The 18,454-nt window shown below is 62.5% G+C and carries 18 protein-coding genes and 1 riboswitch; of the genes, 11 read left to right on the top strand and 7 right to left on the bottom strand.

Going from position 1 to position 18,454, the window contains the following annotated elements; translation table 11 throughout:
- Positions 1-78: 78 nt before the first annotated feature.
- Positions 79-984 carry a LysR family transcriptional regulator gene (locus tag C2U40_RS08050; RefSeq protein ID WP_103829117.1) on the top strand — a complete coding sequence of 302 codons (906 nt, stop codon included), beginning with the start codon at positions 79-81 and terminating at the stop codon, positions 982-984.
- A 65-nt stretch (positions 985-1,049) separates the two neighbouring features.
- The gene (locus C2U40_RS08045) at positions 1,050-1,364 is read left to right on the top strand and encodes a ribbon-helix-helix domain-containing protein (protein WP_011706383.1); all 315 of its coding nucleotides are present in this window, start codon (positions 1,050-1,052) and stop codon (positions 1,362-1,364) included.
- A gap of 76 nt (positions 1,365-1,440) precedes the next feature.
- On the opposite strand, the gene C2U40_RS08040 is transcribed toward C2U40_RS08045, so the two are convergent.
- Complete coding sequence (locus tag C2U40_RS08040; protein WP_103829116.1) at positions 1,441-1,836, bottom strand: VOC family protein; 396 nt, start codon at positions 1,834-1,836, stop codon at positions 1,441-1,443.
- Positions 1,837-1,989: 153 nt separating this feature from the next.
- Positions 1,990-2,772: an alpha/beta fold hydrolase gene (locus C2U40_RS08035; RefSeq protein WP_005302068.1), complete on the bottom strand. Its 783-nt coding sequence runs from the start codon at positions 2,770-2,772 to the stop codon at positions 1,990-1,992.
- A gap of 106 nt (positions 2,773-2,878) precedes the next feature.
- Between C2U40_RS08035 and C2U40_RS08030 the strand changes: the two genes are divergently transcribed.
- Genes C2U40_RS08030 through C2U40_RS08020 form a run of 3 tightly spaced genes read left to right on the top strand, consistent with a single transcriptional unit; the run spans position 2,879 to position 4,111 of the window.
- Positions 2,879-3,235, top strand: a complete 357-nt coding sequence (locus C2U40_RS08030; protein ID WP_103829115.1) for an MmcQ/YjbR family DNA-binding protein — start codon at positions 2,879-2,881, stop codon at positions 3,233-3,235.
- Positions 3,232-3,720, top strand: a complete 489-nt coding sequence (locus C2U40_RS08025) for a GNAT family N-acetyltransferase (protein ID WP_103829114.1) — start codon at positions 3,232-3,234, stop codon at positions 3,718-3,720. The genes C2U40_RS08030 and C2U40_RS08025 overlap by 4 nt, the downstream gene beginning before the upstream one ends.
- A 55-nt stretch (positions 3,721-3,775) precedes the next feature.
- A complete protein-coding gene (locus tag C2U40_RS08020; RefSeq protein WP_024944925.1) occupies positions 3,776-4,111 on the top strand; it encodes a DUF3802 family protein in 336 nt (111 codons plus the stop codon).
- Positions 4,112-4,451: 340 nt separating this feature from the next.
- On the opposite strand, the gene msrA is transcribed toward C2U40_RS08020, so the two are convergent.
- On the bottom strand, positions 4,452-5,084 hold the full coding sequence (gene msrA / locus C2U40_RS08010; RefSeq protein ID WP_024944924.1) for a peptide-methionine (S)-S-oxide reductase MsrA: 633 nt from the start codon (positions 5,082-5,084) through the stop codon (positions 4,452-4,454).
- A gap of 259 nt (positions 5,085-5,343) precedes the next feature.
- On the opposite strand from msrA, the gene argA reads away from it, so the two are divergent.
- On the top strand, positions 5,344-6,672 hold the full coding sequence (gene argA / locus C2U40_RS08005; RefSeq protein WP_103829113.1) for an amino-acid N-acetyltransferase: 1,329 nt from the start codon (positions 5,344-5,346) through the stop codon (positions 6,670-6,672).
- Between the two features lie 107 nt (positions 6,673-6,779).
- Positions 6,780-7,004, top strand: a riboswitch (Lysine riboswitch).
- A gap of 89 nt (positions 7,005-7,093) precedes the next feature.
- A complete protein-coding gene (gene lysC, locus C2U40_RS08000; RefSeq protein ID WP_017408119.1) occupies positions 7,094-8,446 on the top strand; it encodes a lysine-sensitive aspartokinase 3 in 1,353 nt (450 codons plus the stop codon).
- A 94-nt stretch (positions 8,447-8,540) separates the two neighbouring features.
- Here lysC and C2U40_RS07995 read toward each other — a convergent pair whose 3' ends face one another.
- Positions 8,541-9,629 carry a hypothetical protein gene (locus tag C2U40_RS07995; RefSeq protein ID WP_103829112.1) on the bottom strand — a complete coding sequence of 363 codons (1,089 nt, stop codon included), beginning with the start codon at positions 9,627-9,629 and terminating at the stop codon, positions 8,541-8,543.
- 254 nt (positions 9,630-9,883) lie between these two features.
- Between C2U40_RS07995 and C2U40_RS07990 the strand changes: the two genes are divergently transcribed.
- The gene (locus C2U40_RS07990; RefSeq protein WP_103829111.1) at positions 9,884-12,145 is read left to right on the top strand and encodes an LTA synthase family protein; all 2,262 of its coding nucleotides are present in this window, start codon (positions 9,884-9,886) and stop codon (positions 12,143-12,145) included.
- A gap of 89 nt (positions 12,146-12,234) precedes the next feature.
- Here C2U40_RS07990 and C2U40_RS07985 read toward each other — a convergent pair whose 3' ends face one another.
- Positions 12,235-13,248 (bottom strand): S66 family peptidase, encoded by a 1,014-nt coding sequence (locus tag C2U40_RS07985; protein ID WP_103829110.1) that lies wholly within the window; start codon positions 13,246-13,248, stop codon positions 12,235-12,237.
- 265 nt (positions 13,249-13,513) lie between these two features.
- Here C2U40_RS07985 and C2U40_RS07980 point away from each other — a divergent pair, with 265 nt between their 5' ends.
- Complete coding sequence (locus C2U40_RS07980) at positions 13,514-14,356, top strand: patatin-like phospholipase family protein (RefSeq protein WP_103829109.1); 843 nt, start codon at positions 13,514-13,516, stop codon at positions 14,354-14,356.
- A 219-nt stretch (positions 14,357-14,575) separates the two neighbouring features.
- Here C2U40_RS07980 and C2U40_RS07975 read toward each other — a convergent pair whose 3' ends face one another.
- Both C2U40_RS07975 and C2U40_RS07970 read right to left on the bottom strand, forming a co-directional pair.
- Positions 14,576-15,178, bottom strand: coding sequence for a hypothetical protein (locus C2U40_RS07975; RefSeq protein ID WP_103829108.1), 603 nt, complete (start codon positions 15,176-15,178; stop codon positions 14,576-14,578).
- 273 nt (positions 15,179-15,451) lie between these two features.
- Positions 15,452-15,769 carry a heavy metal-binding domain-containing protein gene (locus C2U40_RS07970; RefSeq protein WP_011706400.1) on the bottom strand — a complete coding sequence of 106 codons (318 nt, stop codon included), beginning with the start codon at positions 15,767-15,769 and terminating at the stop codon, positions 15,452-15,454.
- A gap of 437 nt (positions 15,770-16,206) precedes the next feature.
- Here C2U40_RS07970 and C2U40_RS07965 point away from each other — a divergent pair, with 437 nt between their 5' ends.
- Both C2U40_RS07965 and C2U40_RS07960 read left to right on the top strand, forming a co-directional pair.
- Positions 16,207-17,325: a hypothetical protein gene (locus C2U40_RS07965; protein ID WP_181014957.1), complete on the top strand. Its 1,119-nt coding sequence runs from the start codon at positions 16,207-16,209 to the stop codon at positions 17,323-17,325.
- A 24-nt stretch (positions 17,326-17,349) separates the two neighbouring features.
- Complete coding sequence (locus tag C2U40_RS07960) at positions 17,350-18,429, top strand: HBL/NHE enterotoxin family protein (protein ID WP_016351061.1); 1,080 nt, start codon at positions 17,350-17,352, stop codon at positions 18,427-18,429.
- The last annotated feature ends 25 nt before the right edge of the window (positions 18,430-18,454 follow it).

Here is an 18,454-nt window from a genome sequence, read left to right as displayed (position 1 = left end):
GCGGACGTGACCTTACCCTGTTCCTTTTTCGCGATATATGGAAATAATGAACAACATTAGTTCCAAAAGTTGATCAATATGGCCAGTACCGACGACCTCATCCTCTTCGCCCAGGTGGTGGAGGCCGGCTCCTTCAGCAAGGTAGCTGAACAAAATTCCCTGACAAATTCAGTGGTTAGCAAGCGGATCGGGCGTCTTGAAGAGGAGCTCGGGGTGCAGCTGCTCTATCGCACCACCCGCCGGCTCACCTTGAGCGAGGCGGGCAAGGCGCTCTATCAGGGTGCCAAAAATGTGAAGGCCGCCGCACTGGACGCCTTCGATGCGGTGGCGGGTTTTGGTGAAAAGGTGAGCGGCCATGTGCGGATGTCGGTGCCCACCATCTCCGGCGAGCTGCTGCTGGCCGACGCGGTGGCCGATTTTTGCCAGCAGCACCCGGGGCTCACGGTGGAGATGTCGCTGGACAACCGCTTCGTCAATCTGGTGGAAGAGGGGTTCGACCTGGTCATTCGCACCGGCTATCTGGATGACTCGAGCCTGATTGCCCGCCACATTCTCGACTCCCAGTGGGTGATCTGCGCCGCCCCCGCCTACGTGCGCCGCTTCGGTGCACCGCGTGAGCCATCAGACTTGCTCACCCACAACTGTCTGCGCTACGCCTACCAGAGCACGGGGGCCTCGGAGTGGGCCTTCAAGGGGGAAGGGGGCAACTACCTGCTGTCGGTATCGGGCAGCTTTTGCACCGACAACGCCGGCGCCCTGCGCAAGGCGGCGCTGGGGGGGCGCGGCATCGTCTATGTGCCGCGCTGCCTGGTCTATCACGACCTGATGAACGGCGAGCTGGTGGATCTCTTCCCCGATCAGGTGGGCAAGAAGCTCGGCATCTACGCCGTCTACCCCTTTACCCGCCAGCCGCCGCGCAAGATCCGGCTGCTGATCGAGCACATCCGCCAGCGCTATCTCGACATCGCCCACTATTTTGGCTGACGGAGGATGGTGAGCATCCTGTACTACGGGGGGCTTTTTTGACCCGGACGGCAGAGTTGCCTACCATGGCCCTCCCCTTTACCGCTCAGGACCAGCCCATGTGCACCGTCTTCTCCGGCCAGGATCCCAGTCACTACGCCTGCACCACCCGCTCGGTGCGGATCTGCGGCCACAGCACCAGCATCCGGCTGGAAAACAAGTTCTGGACCATCCTGGAGCAGCTCTGTCAGGCCCAGGGGCGCTCCATGGGGCTGTTTCTCTCCGAGCTCTATCAGGAGGCTCTCGGCAACGGCATGGAGATGAGCAACTTTGCCTCCCTGCTGCGCTGCTCCTGCCTGGTCCATCTGGAAACAAGACAGGAGCCGGACGTCGCCGCCTGAGGGGCGCCGCTTCCTTCCTCATGAAAAAAGGGCCGCAGCACCGGGCTGCGGCCCCTTCTTATTCCACGCTTCAAGCTCAGGCGAAGCGGCCGGCCCGCTCGATGAACTCGATCTGGTAACCGTCGGGGTCGGTCAAAAAGAACAGCCGGGCCAGCAGGGTGCCCTCATGGTACATCGCCTTGACCGGTGCAGGGGCCAGATCCAGTGCCGTCAGACGCTGATGCGCCGCCTCGATGTCTTCCACCGTCACCGCCAGATGGCCGTAGCCGTTGCCGTGGCGATAGGGCTCGGCCTGGCCCTGGTTGTGCGTCAATTCGAGCTCGAAGCCACTCTGGTCATTGGCGAGGTAGGTGAGGGAAAAACCGTCGAAGGGAAAGTGATCCCGCACCGCCAGCTCGAGGGCCTCGCGGTAGAAACGCACGGATCTATCCAGGTCGCGAACCCGGATCATGGTGTGGACGAGTTTGGTCATAGGGACTCCTTGGTGATGGGAGTCACAGGGTAACCAAGGGCTCAGCCGGCCGGGTAGTAGTGGACTAGCACCCGGAAATTGGCGGCCAAAACCTGACATGACCTCGCAGGATCAAGCCACCAGGGCCGCATCAAATCGACGGCTGGCGCCGATTCAGCCGGGCTGGGCGGTGAGAAAAGCCAGCGACTGGCGGTTGAAGTGCTCGGGCCGCTCCACGTTGCAGACGTGGCCGCAACCGTCGATGATCTCGAGCCGGCTGTAGGGATCACGCGCCACCTGCTCGCGCACCGGCGCCAGGAACATGTGATCCTCCTCCCCCATCACATAGAGGGTCGGAATGGGCAGGGCCCGCTCCTTGAAGTAGCGCATCAGGGGGTTCACCTCGGTGGCGAGGCGAAACCAGCGCTTGAACTCTTTTTGGCACAATTTGCGCGCCTCGCGCACGAACAGGTTGCGCGACTCCTGATGGTGCTGACGGGGCATGATGATGAAGGCAAACAACCGGTATAGCCACATGTAAGGCAGGATGTGCTGGCCGAGGCGGCCGAGCTGCACCAGCACCCGCGAGCGGATGTCGAGCCGCAGAATGGCGCCGCCCAGCACCATGCTCTTGACCCGCTCGGGACAGAGCTCCGCCAGATGGCGAATGAGGATGGTGCCAAGGGAGATGCCGACAAAGTGGGCGCGGCGAATGTTGAGATGATCGAGCAGTTGCAGGATATCCTCGGTCACCGCCCGAAAGCTGTAGTGGCCCTTGATCACCTGCTGCAGCTTGTGGGACTGGCCGTGGCCGCGCAGATCCAGCAGCAGCACGTTGAAGTGTTCGCGATAGGCGCGCAGCTGCTTGAACCAGATGGAGGAGCTGCCGCCCGCCCCGTGCACGAATACTACCCAATCCCGCTCGGGACCCAGCTCGAAGGTCTTGTGATACAGCATCTTGCGACTCCCTCATCAACGGCATTGGGGTATAGTAGGCGCGCATCTTAGCAGATTTTTTCACCCGACTAATACGTTTGCACCGCAAGCGGCGAGGAGCATGACCATGGAGTTGACCCGTTTGAGATCCTTTCTGCTGACCCTGCCGGGCGCTCAGGAGGATACCCCCTTCGGCCCAGAGATCCTGGTCTATCGCATCGCCGGCAAGATGTTTGCCCTGCTGGACTGGCAGGCCGAGCCGCTGCGGCTGAACCTCAAGTGCGAACCCGAGCTGGCCCTGCTGCTGCGCGAACTCCACCCCGAGGTCAAATCGGGCTGGCACATGAACAAGCAGCACTGGAACACGGTCACCTTCAGCGACAGCCTGGCCGACGATCTCTGGCAAGGCTGGGTGCATCACTCCTACGAGCGGGTGGTGGCCGGTCTGCCCAAAGCCAAGCGCCCGCAGGCGCTGCAGCGATGAACCCCGCCATGGCGGCAGAGCCCAGGCTCGTTCAGCTGAACGAGCAGCACATCCCCGCCCTTTGCGCCCTGTTCGAGCAGTCGGTGCGAAGGATTGGCCCGCAGCACTACAGCCCGGAGCAGGTGGAGCAGTGGGCCCTCGGCGCCCATCATCCCGGCTTTGCCGGCCAGCTGCGCGAGCACCATGGCTGGGTGCTGGAGCAAGGCGGTGAGCCACTCGGTTTTGTCACCCTGAGCCAGGATGGCCACCTCAGCCTGCTCTATGTGAGCGCCGATCACCCGCGCCGGGGCTATGGCGGCCTGCTGCTGGCTGCGGCCCTCGCCGAGGCAAAACGGCTCGGACTCACACAGCTGACAACGGAAGCCAGCGCCTTCAGCTATGGGCTATTTTTACGGTATGGCTTTGAGCTGACCGGATTGGAGAGTGTGGAGCGCGGCGGGGTCGGTTTTATCCGTTATCGCCTGCACTGCCGCTTGCCAAGCTAGGTCCAGCCACTAAAATACGCACAGTTTTTTCGTATTGTTGAGGATTGAGGCCGCCATGGTTGTAGAAAGCGAAGGCTATATCGCCCTGATTGAGTATCTGGTGGAGAGTCTGGGACTGTTTGAAACCCAGCAACAGAGCAGTGGTGAACAGACCATCGAAGATCTGGTGAGCGGCCGGGTGGCCAGCAACCTGATGGCCATCTGCGAGCAGAACCCGCAGCTCGATCCCAAATTGCGCTTCGTGATCATGCAAGAAGCCGATGCGGTAGTGGCCGATCTGGAAGAGGTGCTCTCCGCCGTCTGGCTGCGCGCCCCGACCCCGGAGCAGAAAGCCTTCCTCGAAGAGTTCATCGATCTCATCAAGAACCTGTTTGACGGCGCCATCAGCTGATCACAATGGCGAACGCCAAGTTCGTCACTCCCTCGCAAATTTGTCCGCACCGCAAACATGAAAAGGGCCGCCTTCAACGGGCAGCCCTGCTTGCTATCATTTCAACTCATCAAGCTTTTCAATGACTTTTATGAATTTTCGAGGCAAGAAATGTGTCTGGTCTTAGCCGCCATCCATGGTGGCTACTAGGTTAGGCAAAGCGGGTTCAATTTAGTTCCCGCCCATGACACATTTTTTTATGATTTTTTTCACTCTCCTGACAAAGCCCGATAAAAAGGCCGCAAACGCGGCCTTTTTCTTTTTCAATCAATGACAAGTAACAGATACCCGTCATCTTCACCTAGCGGTTGAGGCTCGGTGGCAGGCAGACGCCGATGCCACCCAGGCCGCAATACCCGTCCGGATTCTTCTCCAGATATTGCTGATGGTAATCCTCGGCGTAATAGAAGGGAGCCAGCGGCAGAATGCGGGTGGTGATGGTGCGCCCGTCACCGCTGGCCGTCATCGCCTGCTGGTAGGCGGCCAGACTCTGCTGGGCAATCGCCTCCTGGGTGTCGTCCCCGAAGAAGATGACGGAACGGTACTGGGTGCCGATGTCGCCACCCTGGCGCATGCCCTGGGCCGGATCGTGCTGCTCCCAGAACAGCTTGAGCAGGTCGCCGTAGCTGATCACCTTGGGATCAAACACCACCTGCACCGTCTCGGCATGGCCGGTCAATCCGCTGCACACCTCCTTGTAGGTGGGATTCTGGGTCACCCCGCCCTGATAGCCGGCGGCGGTGGAGTAGACCCCGGGCTGTTGCCAGAACAGGCGTTCCACACCCCAGAAGCAGCCCATCCCGAACCAGGCCACCGCCATCCCTTCAGGCCAGGGTCCCTGAGTCGGGTGACCATTGACCGCATGCTGCTGGCCAATCACCATCGCCTCGCGGCGTCCCGGCAGCGCGTCTGCCGGCGAAATAATCTGTTCCATGCACCCTGTCCTTGTATAAAAACCTGTGCGATCGCACAGCTGACGAAAAGGAATATCGAAGATAACAGTTTATGGGCCGGGATCAACCTGAGGCGCACCGTCATACCGCTGACACCCCTGCCCTGCCTGGTGTCGCCGCTGTTCGGGCCGCCAGGCCGTCCCGATGACAAAATCGCGCCAAATCAATATTTAATCTTGATTTGTGCATTTATTTTCATATATTGAGCCCATTGCTGTTTTTTTATGGAAGAAGCCTCAAGTGCGTGAACGCGAACCCAGCCTGGTCTATGCCTTTCGGCAGTCTACCCCCTACGTCAATGTGCACAGAGGCGCCACCTTCGTGCTGATGATGGGGGGGGAAGCCCTCTGCCACCCCAATTTCGCCAACATCGTCAGCGATATCGCCCTGCTGCAGACCTTGGGCATTCGCCTGGTGCTGGTATTCGGCTCCCGTCCGCAGAACGACGAGGCGCTGGCCCGTGCCGGCATCGAGGCCCACTACCACAAGCGCATCCGGGTCACCGATGACGAAAGCTTCGCCATCATCAAGCAGGTGTGCGGTGGCTTGCAGTACGACATCACAGCCCAGCTCTCCATGGGGCTCGCCAACACCCCCATGCAGGGTGCCCGCATCAGCGTGGTGAGCGGCAACTTCGTCACCGCCCAGCCGCTCGGGGTGGATGACGGTATCGATTTTTGCCACAGCGGTCGGGTGCGCCGCATCGACGTGGAAGGGATCACCCGCCAGCTGGATCAGAAGAGCCTGGTGCTCATCTCCCCCATCGGCTGCTCGGTCACCGGCGAGAGCTTCAACCTGAGCTCGGAAGAGGTGGCCCGCCGGGTGGCGGTGGACCTCAAAGCAGACAAACTCATCTGCTTCAGCAGCACCCAGGGGGTGATGGACCGCCACGGCGAGGCCATCTCCGAACTCTTCCCCGAGCAGGCCGAAGAGTTGCTGGTAGAGCTGGAGCAGGCAGGGGAAGAGATGTCCGGCACCGCCCGCTACCTGCGCGCGGCCATCGCCTCCTGCCGCGGCGGCGTGCCCCGCTCCCACCTGGTGAGCTATCAGGATGACGGCGCCATGCTGCAGGAGCTGTTCAGCCGCGACGGCCTCGGCACCCAGATCGTGCGGGAAAGTGCCGAGCAGGCGCGCGCCGCCACCATCGAAGACATCGGTGGCATCCTGGATCTCATCCGCCCGCTGGAGGAGGAAGGCATTCTGGTACGCCGCTCCCGCGAGCAGCTGGAGATGGAGATCGACAAGTTCACCATCATAGAGCGCGACGGTCTCATCATCGGCTGCGCGGCGCTCTACTGCTTCATGGAAGAGGCGATGGCGGAGATGGCCTGCGTCGCCATCCACCCCGACTACCGCAACTCCAACCGGGGGGATCAGCTGGTGGCCAAGGTGGCCGAGCGGGCGAAACGGCTCGGCATCCGCCGCCTGTTCGTGCTCACCACCCGCTCCATCCACTGGTTCCGGGAACGGGGCTTCGATCCGCTGGAGGTGGAAGATCTGCCGGTGGCACGCCAGCGCCTCTACAACTGGCAGCGTCGCTCCAAGGTTTTGTCAAAGACAATCGTATAAGCCATTGATTTTGCGTTGCCTTGGCTGACTTTTTGAACTTTTTCACAAACTCGATTGACAGTGCAATCCAACGCAAGGTATTTCTAAATGCACTCCACCGCCCTGGTGGAGCCAGAAGAGGAGCGCTGCCCAGGCAGCCCGAGGGAGGACACCAGTGTCCGGTGAACTTGGGTCAGGGGGAGCAGCGCCGAGACATCTGAGGCAACTGGATACCTCAGTGTCGGCTGCGGGGGCTGAATCCCCCGGGTTGTCATCGGTAGTGGTCATCCCCCACCGCGCCCCGTCAGGGGCGGGTACGGGATGGGCTCTGCGGGTGGAGTGCTTCTGGCCGGGATAGCTTCGATCATTCCTGCCATTTTTAGCCTCCTCCTCTCTTTTTGCCCGATGGATCCGGATTTTCATATTAAGACAGGAGTAAGCAATGAGCCCGATCAATGTCGCCAAGTTTGGCGGAACCAGCGTCGCCAACGCGGCGGCCATGAACAACTGCGCCGATGTGGTGCTGGCCAACCCGGCCACCCGGGTGGTAGTGCTGAGCGCCAGCGCCGGCGTCACCAACCTGCTGGTGGCACTGGCTCAGGGCGATCTGGACGAGGCGGGCCAGGAGGCGCAACTGGCCAGGCTCACCGAGATCCAGCAGGCCATTCTGACGGAGCTGGGCGACCCAGGCGATCTGAGCGACCTCATCCACGGCCAGCTCGGCGAGATCCGCACCATGGCACGCCAGGCCCATCTGCACACCGATGCCGAGCTGGCAGACAGGCTCATCGCCTGCGGCGAGCTGATGTCCACCCGCCTCTTTACCGAACTGCTGCGCCAGCGCGGCGTGAAAGCCTGCTGGCAGGATGCGCGCCAGCTGCTGCGCACCGACAGCCGCTTTGGCAAGGCCAGCGTGGATCTGGCCGCCACCCGCGCCCTCTGCCAGGCCGCGCTGGGCCCCCTGCTTGGCGACAGCCTCATCATCACCCAGGGCTTTATCGGTGCCGACGGCGATGGGCGCACCACCACCCTGGGCCGGGGCGGCTCCGATTACAGCGCGGCCCTCTTGGCCGAAGCGCTCGACGCCGGAACCATCGAAATCTGGACCGACGTGCCCGGCATCTACACCACGGATCCGCGCCTGGTCACCCGGGCCCGCCCCATCCCCGAGATTAGCTTCGTGGAGGCAGCCGAGATGGCCACCTTCGGCGCCAAGGTGCTGCACCCGGCCACCTTGCAGCCGGCGGTGCGCCAGGACATCCCGGTGTTTGTCGGCTCCAGCAAGGATCCGGCTGCCGGCGGCACCTGGATCCGCGCCAGCACTCGCACCAATCCGCTGTTTCGCGCCGTGGCCCTGCGCCGCAACCAGGTACTGGTCACCCTGCACAGCCTCAACATGTTCCACGCCTACGGTTTTCTGGCCGAGGTGTTCGGCATCCTGGCCCGCCACCGCATCTCGGTGGATCTCATCACCACCTCGGAGGTGAGCGTGTCGCTCACCCTGGATCACACCGGCAGCCAGAGCAATGGCGAGCCCATCCTCGGCGACAAGGTGCTGGCGGAGCTTGGCCAGCTGTGCAAGGTGCAGGTGGAGACGGGGCTGGCGCTGGTGGCGCTCATCGGCAACCGGATGAGCGAAGCGGCCGGGGTGGGCAGTCAGGTCTTTGACGCCATTCGCGAGCACAACATCCGCATGATCTGTTACGGCGCCAGCGCCCACAACCTCTGCTTCCTGGTCAAGGAGGACGAGGCGGGCCACATCGTCAACCGCCTCCACCAGGAGCTGCTCGACTGATTGTGCAGGCACAGCATGGAAATAAAGAGAGGGGCCGGCTGGCCCCTCTCTTTATATAGGGTGATACGCAGATGAAACCTAAGTGCGGTTCTCCCTAGCCCACCAGGGTCGGTACCGGCAGCAGGTTGGCCCGGATCTCCTCGCGCAGCCCTTCCAGCCGGCTCAGCAGCGCCACCTGACTTAAGCCCGCCTCGTCGGGGCCCAGGTTGTCCACCAGCTCGGCGAAATGCTCGGTCACCGCCTGCTGCAACCAGTCGAGCCGGCGCAGGGTAAGCGGACCGCAGCTCTTGCCGCTGAGATCGTCGGCAATGTCGAGCCGATGGCTGCGATACATGTCGCGCCACCAGTTGGCGGCGAGCGCTTCCTCGCTGGCCAGCGCCGAGCGCCACTCCCCCAGCAGGCTCTGCAAGCGGGCAAGCACCGGCGCACTCGCCCCCTCCCGGGTCAGGTGTTGCAGCTCCCGCTGCGCCCAATTGATACACAGGCCGCGCCAGTAGCGAAACTGCGGCAGCGGATCCGGCTCGTCGAGCCACAGGCCCGAGAGGGTGCGGGTCTCCAGCCGCTCCGGCACGTGAAATGCGGGATCGGTGAGGCCGTTGGAGTTGAATTCATGGCGGGGGTCAAAGGGCCACATGTAGCCAAAGTCGAACACGCTGATCTGCTGACCGTCGTCGAGCAGGTTGCCGGGGCTCGGATCCCAGTCGAACCAGCCCCAATGGGCCAGCTCCGCCTGCACCGCCAGCATCTGCGCCAGGTTGCGCTCGTTCAGTGCATGCACCGGCACGCCCCGCAGCCAGGGGGAGACCAGCACGCCGGCCCGGGCCGAGCCAAAACAGGTACAGACCACGTTGGCCAGGATGGTGGGGTGCAACTCCCGCAGGGCCTCTATCTCGCGGCGGCGCTCCAGCTCGGTCAGGAAGGCGGTTCTGCCGTCCACGTTGGCCACCAGGGAGTCGTGCCGGCGCCGCTTCAGGCACCAGTGATGTCCCTCCACCTTGAGGTGGAACACCTCGGCGGTGAGGCCGTGACGATAGACCTTGAGCACCGCTGGATGATCCTCCTTGAGTCGCACCAGCTTGGCCACGGACAAGGGACAGTCCTGCTCGCGCCCGATCCGGATCTCCTGTTTGCTCTCCAGCATGCGGAGCAATCTTGCCTGACGTGCCGCTACTTTGGGATTCATACATGTACCTCCATCCATATTGAGAGACTAAGCAGCAAGGCAGAGGCAGGCCAGTGGCAAAGCGCCATGATGACGCTTTCATCACAGAATGAGTGCGGCCCCCGGATCGGGATCACAGTTTGCATGGTTTCACGGTCACGTAATGTTCATTGTTCGGTCATTAAATTGACAACAAGGAATAAGCCCATCACCATCGGGTCAAATTAAAGGCAGCAGCCATATTTCATCGTCACTCGCTCAAAGGATGAGCCCATATGAAAGCCCCCACTTCAGCGCGCTTGTCAGCCAGGGTGCCCGCTCTGCCCGCCGTGCTGCTCGCCCTGCTGGCCGCGCTGCTGCTGCTGACCCTGTTGCTGCCGCAGATCAACCCCGCCAGCTGGCTCGGCCGGGCCCAGCCGCTGGTGCTGGGGCCGGCGGACAACCCCATCGCCACCCTCACCCGTCACGCCCTGCTCTACAAGAGCGACAGCCGCGGCCTCTATCTGGTGGTTCGCAGCCAGTGGCAGTTGCGCGGGCCGCTGCAGGAGGGTGACAAGGTCAGGGTGGAGCTGCTCAATGAGAGGGGTGAGCGCATCGATCAGCTGAGCCAGCCGGTGGACAAGCGCCAGCAGTGCCGCAAGGGGCGCTGTACCCTGGATCTCAACAGCACCCTGCGCGCCCCCGACGACGCCCTGGCCAGCCGCTATCAGCTGCGGATCGGCCTGCTGCTCAAGGAGAGACCCGAGAGCGGTGAATTCAGCCAGATCCTGCAAACCCTGCCGGAGCGGGGTTTCAACCTCACCTATCTCTGCACCAGTCTGCTGCTGGTGCTGGCCCTGAGCGCCGCCGTGCTGAAGGTGGTGCTGCCCACCCTCAGGCGCAATCTGCGCTGGCGCATCGCCGGCAGCCTGCTGCTCGGCAACCTCACCTTCGTGCTGCTGCACGGCTTCGTGGTGTTCAAGCTGGGGGAGTTTCTGCTCTGGTCAGGCTTTCGCCCGGAGCACTACTACCTGGCCTGGGGCAGCATGGTGCTGGGCTGGAGCCTCTGCGCGCTGGCGGGCTTCAACCTCTACATGGGGCTGGTGTTCACGGCGCTGTCCGGCATCGGGCTGCTGGCAAATTTCATGAAGATCGCCATCTACGGGGTACCGCTCGGGGGGGACGATCTCGGCAACCTGGTGGCGCTGCTGCGCATCCTGCTGGAGCAGCACCCGGTGCTGCCGCTGCTGGGCGGTGCGCTCGCCCTCTTCTTGTGCTGGCGCTTCGCCCTGTCGCGCTGGATCCTGCGCACCATGGCCGCCACCGCCGCCTTCTTTGCGCTGTGCGTGTTCGCCACCCAGACCGGCAACAAGCTGCTGGGGCACAACATTCGCTACGTGGACAGAGCGGTCAACTACCACAGGGACATCATCCGCTCGGGGCCCGGCCTCTATCTGTTCAACCTGGTGGACGAGATGCTGCAAAGTGGCAGCGTGTTTCGCTATCCCTTGCAGATCAACGAGTTCACCCCTCAGCTCAGCCACGTCAGCCTGAGCCAGCCGCCCCGCTTCGATCTGGTGATCGTGCTGCAATATGAATCTCTCTGGCTCGGCTGGCAGGGCAAGATCTGCGCGCCGCCCCCCACCCTGAGCCTGCCGGCCAGCGTGCAACAGTGGCACAAGACCATCCACTCCCCCACCACCGGCGGCATGACGGTACTGGCGGAGTTCGAGATGAACACCGGTCTGCCGGTAGGGCTGCTCAAACAGGGGGTGGTGCCCTACTACTACCTCTCGGAGCAGGTGCCGGGTCTGGCGCAAAGTGCGAAGCAAAGTGGCTACCAGACCCTGTTTGCCCACCCCTATGTGGAGAAATTCTGGGGCCGCGCCAAGGCGATCCCGGCCCTTGGCTATGAGGAGCGCTGGTTCGATACCCGCTTCTCCACGCTCGAACACAAGGGGCTCTATATCTCGGACGATGCCCTCGTCGACCACCTGCTCAAGCGCAGCGAGCAGGATGACAAACCGCTGTTTGCCTACGCGGTCACCATGCAGGGGCACGGCCCCTTCGACGGGGATCGCTACCAGGCCCAGCAGCTCGACAAAGCCTGCCCGGATCAGAGCGACGCCGATCGCCAGCTGCTCAACACCTACTACACCGGCGTGGTGGATGCCATGGCGTCGCTGGAGCATCTGCTGACCAGCCTGGATCGCTCAGGCAAACGCTACCTGGTGGTGGCGTTTGGCGATCACCAGCCGTTCCTGATGTCCGCCGGCAAGGGCATTCACGGCGACAAGCCGCCCCGCGATGCCAGCTACCAGATCCCCATGATGGCCTTTGCCCGCGCCGATGACTCCCTCAATCTGGCGACCCAGTTTGCCCCGGTGCGCCAGCTCTATCAGATGGGCCAGGCCACTCGCCAGCTGCTGGCCGGCGACATGACCCCCATCCCGGATCTGGCCCTGCTCCACCCGGTGCTGGGAGAAGAGAAGGGATTCGATGTCGCTCCCCTGGTGCCGCAGATCCGCGCCAGCTTCCGGCCCGACGCCCTGCCCTGAGCCCCGCTACCGCGGGACAGATGACAAAGAGGTCGCCCAGGCGACCTCTTTGTCTATGTGCCGATGCGGCCATGGCAGCCAAAGCGGGTTCACTCGCCGAGCCAGGGCTCGCACAGGGTGAGACGCTGGGCATCGAGATCCAGCATCGCCTCGATGCCAAGGGGCAGGGTCAGCATGGGGTGGGTATGGGCACAGTCATACTCAGCCAGAATGGGGAAGGTCGGCTCCCCCACCACCTCCAGCAGGATATCGAGCGGCCGCCGGCCGCTGCCCTGACAGTCGAACAGCTCGTGTTTGCCGAGCACCAGGGCGCCGATGCGATCAAACACCCCGCACAGCTTGAGGTGGGCAAACGAGCGCTCCACCGTCGCTGCCAAATGGAGGCTGTCTTCCAGCAGCAGAATGTCCCCTTGCTCGATGGCCGGCATATAGGGGGAGCCCCAGATCCCCGCCATCGTATTGAGGTTGCCACCGATAAGCCGGCCCCGCACCCGACCGGAGCCCACCGAGATCAGCCGGTTTGGTTGGCACTGCTTGGCACGGGTCTGGTTCTCCCAGTCAAGCCGCTCCTCGGTCCATTGCGCCGGGGTCGGCACTGTGTGGGGCACGGCGGCGCCACCGGCCTGGCAGATCTGGCGAAAGCCCGCCAGCGTCTCGTCCACCAGCGGAGAGAGCTCGCCGAAAGAGGCCACCAGCGCCGGCCCGTAGAAGGTGACGAGGCCAGTGCGGGCATGAATGCCGAGCAGCAGGGCCGTCACGTCGGAGTAACCGATCACTATCTTGGGATCGCGCTTGAGCGCATCGAAATCGAGGTGGGGCAGCAGGGAGTTGGAGTTGTTGCCGCCAATCACCGACATGATGCAGCGCACCGCTGGATCGCGAATGAGGGCATTGAGCTCCTCGGCCCGGGCGGCGATGGAGCCGGATCGCCAGTGATCCTGCTGGCCGGTGAGGCTGCCCGCCTTGAGTCTGAAGCCCTGCTCCTCCAGAAACGCCCCGGCACGGGCAAAGCGGTTTGGTGCCCAGGCGGTGGCCGCACTGGAGGGAGAAAAAAAGCCGATGGTATCGCCGGGCTTGAGCCCCGGCGGTTTGAGCAGAGCCATGAATTGCGTACTCCCTGACAGAGATGATGGGGCCCCTCCTTCCCGGGGTCGAGGATAAAAACGTCCCCATACTAGTCCCTTTCTGGCCTGCTTCACAAGCAGTCAAGCAACCCCTTTTGTTTATTAAAACAAAACGACTGATTCAAAATTTACAGATATACCGAACAAAATCCCCTGCCTAGAATAAACCTAATCAGCTCGCCAGCCCGCTGCTGGCCTTTCTAATACGGCTCTGTTTGGCCGGATCATCGATGAGGCGTCAGTCATGAATACACACCCATCCCCCAGCGCTCTGGTTGTCGAAGGCGGCGCCATGCGCGGCATATTTGCCAGCGGCGTGCTGGATGCCTTCATCGAGCATGACTATCGCCCGTTTGACTTTGCCATCGGCGTCTCGGCGGGTGCCACCAACCTGCTGGCCTATCTCGCCAGCCAGCATGGTCGCAGCCACGACATCCTGACCGAGCTGGCCTGCCGCCAGGAGTTCATGGATCCGCTGCGTTTTGCCAAGGGGGGCAATCTGGTGGATATCCACTGGCTATGGAACACCAGCTGCCGCAAGTACCCCCTCGATATTCACGCCTACCGGGAGACCGGCATCCCCTTCTACGCAGTGGTGACCAACACCCTGACTGGCAAGGCGGAGTACATCCGGGTCAAACCGGAGAACATGAACGAGGTACTGCCCGCCAGCTGCGCCATTCCCCTCGCCTCTCGCGAATATCCCGAGGTGCACGGGGTGCCGATGACCGATGGCGGGGTGGCCGACTCCATCCCGGTGATCGAGGCCTACCGGCGCGGTGCCCGTCAGCTGACGGTGATCCTCTCCGAGCCGCTCGGCTATCGGCTCAAGCCGATGCCCTTCCCCTGGATGATCCGCACCCTGCTGAAAACCCGCCCCGCCCTGGCGCAGGCGCTGGAACAGCGGGATCGCAGCTACAACCGGGCGCTCGATTTCATCGCCCATCCGCCGGCGGACTGCCAGATCGAGGTGATAGCACCGGCCGACTACTTCCCGGTCTCCCGCTTTACCCGTGATCCCGACAAGCTGGAGCTCGGTTACGTGATGGGCAAGTGCGCCGGCTATCAGGCCGCCCTGCTCAACTAGCACCGACAGAGAGTGACGCCGCCGGGCAACTGGCTGGCTCGTCCCTCATCACAACCCAACCGTAACCTCGTTTGGGGAAGCAGAGCATCAAGGTCGACAACCGGTGGGGATCTGTCGTCGGCCGGCGCGTGGCTCCGCTTCCCCTTTTTTTCTTGGCCACACAAAAAAGCGGCACAAGCCATCGCCTGCACCGCTGTTCCCCTCGAGATGAACTGTCGGTTATTCCAGCGTGATCGGACCGGTCGAGCCGGCATCCGTATCCTGCCAGCTGCTTTCGCTGCGTACTCGCGGATCGCCCTGCAGGGTATAGAAGATCATCCCCTGACGAAACTGCAGGGTACCGTCGGTGCGCTTCGCCTTCACCTTGACCTCGTTGACCCACACCTGCTCCTTGCCATCGATCCGGATCTCGGCCACGGTCTGACCGGTCCCGCTGTTCTTGGCGGTCCACTTGCCCTGATAGGGAGAGTTTCCCTTGACCATCGGCAACGCGGCCGCCTTGCCCGCCGACCAGGATTGCACGGTACAGAGGCCGTTGGCCCGGTTGTCGTGCTTGATGGCGTAGTCGATGCTGGGCTCGCTGGTGGCGGAATCTGACGTGATGCCGATCATGATCTTGCCGCTCTGGGCCGAATAGGCATTGGGGGCATCGGTTTTCAGGGTGGCCTTCTTGCCGTTGATGTAGACGCTGCCCCCTTCTCCCTTGACCTGGATATTCATGGGGCAGCTGGCGCTGAAGTTGGGCACGGCCGCCGCAACGCTGCCGGCATGGGCGGTGATGGCCAGGGTGATGATGGTCAACAGAGCTGATTTCTTGTGCATCTTGATACGCCTTGAGAGAGATGAAATGTCATCCGTGCCGGATGTCGTCCTGATGGCACATCACTCTAGTGCTGACGGCTCACCGCCGCCCAGTTAAAAAATATGAAATCGGCAGCGGGCCATTATTAAAAAATATTAAAGATAACAATCAACAAGTTATGAACATACATCTGCACTTTTCCCGCTGATCGCCAGGGAAGTGGCACCGCCAGCACCCACAAAAAAGCCGATAACCAGGTTATCGGCCTTTGCCACAACAGCAGGGACGCAGGCTTAAACCAGCACGGCGGTTCCGCTGATGCTGACCATCAGCATGCTGCCGCTTTGTCCCACCACCTCGTAGTCGATGTCGATGCCGACCACCGCATTGGCCCCCAGTGCCGCGGCGCGCTCCTTGAGCTCGTCGAAGGCGATTTCCCGGGCCCGGGCCAGCTCTTTTTCATAGGCGCCGGAGCGGCCGCCGATGATGTCGCGGATGCCGGCGAACAGATCCTTGAACACGTTGGCGCCAAGAATGGCTTCGCCCACGACGATGCCGCGGTACTCGCGAATGGTCTTGCCTTCCAGGGTGGGAGTGGTTGAGAGGATCATCTTGCTTTCCTTGTGGAGTGTACTGGGGAGACAGCCTAAAGCAGCGCAGGGGACCAGGCAAGCAGGCAGACTCGATACGTGCCAGCCAGACCATGACTGATCGTCTCCCATATCCCGAAGCCAGTGCCCGATGACAGGCCTGTTTACCGGCAGAAGTTATCGACAAAAGGTAACGCCGGGCCGCCAAAACGCCCCGTGCAGACGCCCCTTTCATTAGCCGATCCGGCTCAAACATCAAGTGACAAAACTATCAGTTGTGACCCATTTTGCCTTTCCCTAGGGTGAGTCTGTCCCGGCACCAGCGCGGGGACAGACCCACTTCGTCACGAGGAGAGCAGCATGATGCAGCAGGATACCCGACTACCTCACCCCACCCTCGCACTGGGGGCATGTTCCCCCGCCAGTCCGCTCGCCGACACCGCGATGGAGGCCATGTCATGACCACGATCGCCACCCTGGATCTGGGGGATCAAGGTCTGCTGGCCGCCTACCTGTCGGCGACCTCACCCGCCCTGCTCAACCAGACCTATGCGAACTTGCTGTTGATGCAGCAGTCCTTGGCCAATAGCGAGATCGACTCCACCCTCGCGGTAAAAATCGAGGCCTACCAGGCCCAGATGATGAATCAGGCACGCTATTACCAGCAGACCAACCTGTCCGGTCTTATCCACCTGCTGAGCAACGGCTCCAACTTCTACGCCCTGGTCGCCGCGTTCAACCGCCTGCTGGGTCAGGAAGACGACGCCGCCGTTCTCGCGGGCGGAGCCCGGCTGGGACAGCAACTGACGTCCCTCGTCGATCAGGCCCAGAGCTACCGGCTCAATGCCCAGGCACTCAATACCCGCGTGCAGGTGGCCTGGGGCTCCCTGCGCCCCCTGATGACCCAGTTCAACGGCGTGATCACCCAGCTCGAGCAGGATCTGATGGCCGACGCCAAGCGTCAGACCGAGATCATTGACACCCTCAACCAGGCTATCGCCGCCAATATCCAGGCGATCGTCGATGAGGGTGGCAAGGCCGGTGAAGGGGTCAACCAGCTGGGGCGAGCCATCGTCACCTCGCTGACACTGGAGCAGAAACCGGCCGACAAGGGGGCCAAACCCGCCACGTCGCAGGAGATAGCCAAAGAGACCGATCAGCAGACCCAGTACATGATCTCCGGTCTCAAGGCGCTCTCCTCAGGCATCGCTGGCTCCAGCCAGGCGGCCCGCGAGCTCAAGACCAACACCGACAAGCTGGCCCAGGCCTATCAGGCACTGGCTGCCACCAACACCCTGCTGAGCGTGGCCAAGTCGGTCCAGGCGCAAAACCAGCTGTTTGTCGACACCTACAGCCGGGTTGCCGACACCGTCACCCAGTTGCCCGCAGGCTGGCAGAAGGTGGCCGACGCCTATCAAGGGGCCGTGCCCGTGGTCACTGACCTCAACAGCCCCGACGACGTACGCCAGCTGCGGCGCACCGTGGCGCTCAACACCCAGTCCTGGCAGCTGCTCTCGAGCCAGGTTGACGACATCAAGGCAGCCTACGCCGGCAACGGCATCCTGCCCGACGCTTAATCCCACCACGCAAGGACACGCCAAATGACCAACGCAACAACCATCACCATGGACCAGGGTATGGCCAACCAGGCTTCCCAAGCCATGCAGATCCAGACCTACTGCAACAGCGTCAAGCAGCAGGTGCCGGTGGACTTCAGCCAGTTCCCGAACCTCAAGGACAACCAGACCCAGATCAACCAGGGGCTCGATCTGGCGAAGGGGCACGCCGACCTCTATCTCAATACCATCCAGCCGCAGATCATCACCAACATCAGCAACATCTCCAACTACTTTGCCCTGCAAAACGCCATTCCGGCCGTGCTGCCGCCTGGCTCTACCAAGGCGCAGTGGCTCAGGCAGCTGAGCGTCATCAAGGAGCAGGCCACCGAATATCAGCGCCTCTCCTCCGACACCCGCCTGGTGATCGTCAATCTCAACAACAACCTCATCACCGACTCCAGCAACTTCCAGGGGATCGTGGTGAACCTCAACAGCAAGGTGCAGGGGGATAACGGGGTGCTCGCCCAGCTCAACGGCGACATCGACAAGGTGAACGCGGCCATCGACGGCGCCATCGCCGGCATCGTCGCCGGGGGGCTGCTGGTGATTGGTGGCGCCTTCGTCACCGCCATCGGTGCCGTGGCTGACTTCGTCACCGCCGGCACCTCGACCCCGGTGGTCATCGGCGGGGTTGCCATGATGGTGGCCGGGGCCGGCGGCATCACGGCTGGCGCCATTGTGCTGCACAACTCGCTGGGCGCCCGTCAGGATCTGTACCAAAAACGCAGCAGCCTCAACAGCGAGGTGCTGATCGCCACCCAGATCGGCAACGGCTACAAGGGGCTGCAGGTGCAGGCGCAAAACGCCGTCACCGCCGCCACCCAGATGAGCAACGCCTGGGACTCCCTCACCTCCGATCTGGGCAGCCTGATCACCGACCTGGACAAGGGGATCACCAGCGGCGACGACATCCGCCAGCTCTGGCTGACCGCCGCCGACACCACGGTCAAGACGGTGCTCACCGACGTGACCACCATCAAGGCCCAGATGGCCGGGGTGAGCCCGCTGCAAGTGCCGCAGACCGACACCATCGCCAACTTCGTGGCGCGCCTGGCCGCCTAAACCACGGGAGGGCGGCCTGGCCGCC

It is taken from the genome of Aeromonas sp. ASNIH4 (assembly GCF_002934425.1).
GTDB lineage: Bacteria > Pseudomonadota > Gammaproteobacteria > Enterobacterales > Aeromonadaceae > Aeromonas > Aeromonas hydrophila.
The sequence above is the reverse complement of the archived record's forward strand: the minus strand, read 5'-3'. Positions and strand labels throughout refer to the sequence as shown.

Excerpts from the sequence above, each read along its gene's own strand:
- C2U40_RS08035 (WP_005302068.1), bottom strand. The coding sequence starts at position 2,772 with ATGCTGTATCACAAGACCTTCGAGCTGGGTCCCGAGCGGGATTGGGTA.
- C2U40_RS08040 (WP_103829116.1), bottom strand. The coding sequence starts at position 1,836 with ATGACCAAACTCGTCCACACCATGATCCGGGTTCGCGACCTGGATAGA.
- C2U40_RS07985 (WP_103829110.1), bottom strand. The coding sequence starts at position 13,248 with ATGGCTCTGCTCAAACCGCCGGGGCTCAAGCCCGGCGATACCATCGGC.
- C2U40_RS07970 (WP_011706400.1), bottom strand. The coding sequence starts at position 15,769 with ATGATCCTCTCAACCACTCCCACCCTGGAAGGCAAGACCATTCGCGAG.
- C2U40_RS07960 (WP_016351061.1), top strand. The coding sequence starts at position 17,350 with ATGACCAACGCAACAACCATCACCATGGACCAGGGTATGGCCAACCAG.
- C2U40_RS07965 (WP_181014957.1), top strand. The coding sequence starts at position 16,207 with ATGACCACGATCGCCACCCTGGATCTGGGGGATCAAGGTCTGCTGGCC.
- C2U40_RS08045 (WP_011706383.1), top strand. The coding sequence starts at position 1,050 with ATGGCCCTCCCCTTTACCGCTCAGGACCAGCCCATGTGCACCGTCTTC.
- C2U40_RS07995 (WP_103829112.1), bottom strand. The coding sequence starts at position 9,629 with ATGAATCCCAAAGTAGCGGCACGTCAGGCAAGATTGCTCCGCATGCTG.
- C2U40_RS08050 (WP_103829117.1), top strand. The coding sequence starts at position 79 with ATGGCCAGTACCGACGACCTCATCCTCTTCGCCCAGGTGGTGGAGGCC.
- C2U40_RS08025 (WP_103829114.1), top strand. The coding sequence starts at position 3,232 with ATGAACCCCGCCATGGCGGCAGAGCCCAGGCTCGTTCAGCTGAACGAG.
- lysC (WP_017408119.1), top strand. The coding sequence starts at position 7,094 with ATGAGCCCGATCAATGTCGCCAAGTTTGGCGGAACCAGCGTCGCCAAC.
- C2U40_RS07990 (WP_103829111.1), top strand. The coding sequence starts at position 9,884 with ATGAAAGCCCCCACTTCAGCGCGCTTGTCAGCCAGGGTGCCCGCTCTG.
- C2U40_RS07975 (WP_103829108.1), bottom strand. The coding sequence starts at position 15,178 with ATGCACAAGAAATCAGCTCTGTTGACCATCATCACCCTGGCCATCACC.
- C2U40_RS07980 (WP_103829109.1), top strand. The coding sequence starts at position 13,514 with ATGAATACACACCCATCCCCCAGCGCTCTGGTTGTCGAAGGCGGCGCC.
- msrA (WP_024944924.1), bottom strand. The coding sequence starts at position 5,084 with ATGGAACAGATTATTTCGCCGGCAGACGCGCTGCCGGGACGCCGCGAG.
- C2U40_RS08030 (WP_103829115.1), top strand. The coding sequence starts at position 2,879 with ATGGAGTTGACCCGTTTGAGATCCTTTCTGCTGACCCTGCCGGGCGCT.
- C2U40_RS08020 (WP_024944925.1), top strand. The coding sequence starts at position 3,776 with ATGGTTGTAGAAAGCGAAGGCTATATCGCCCTGATTGAGTATCTGGTG.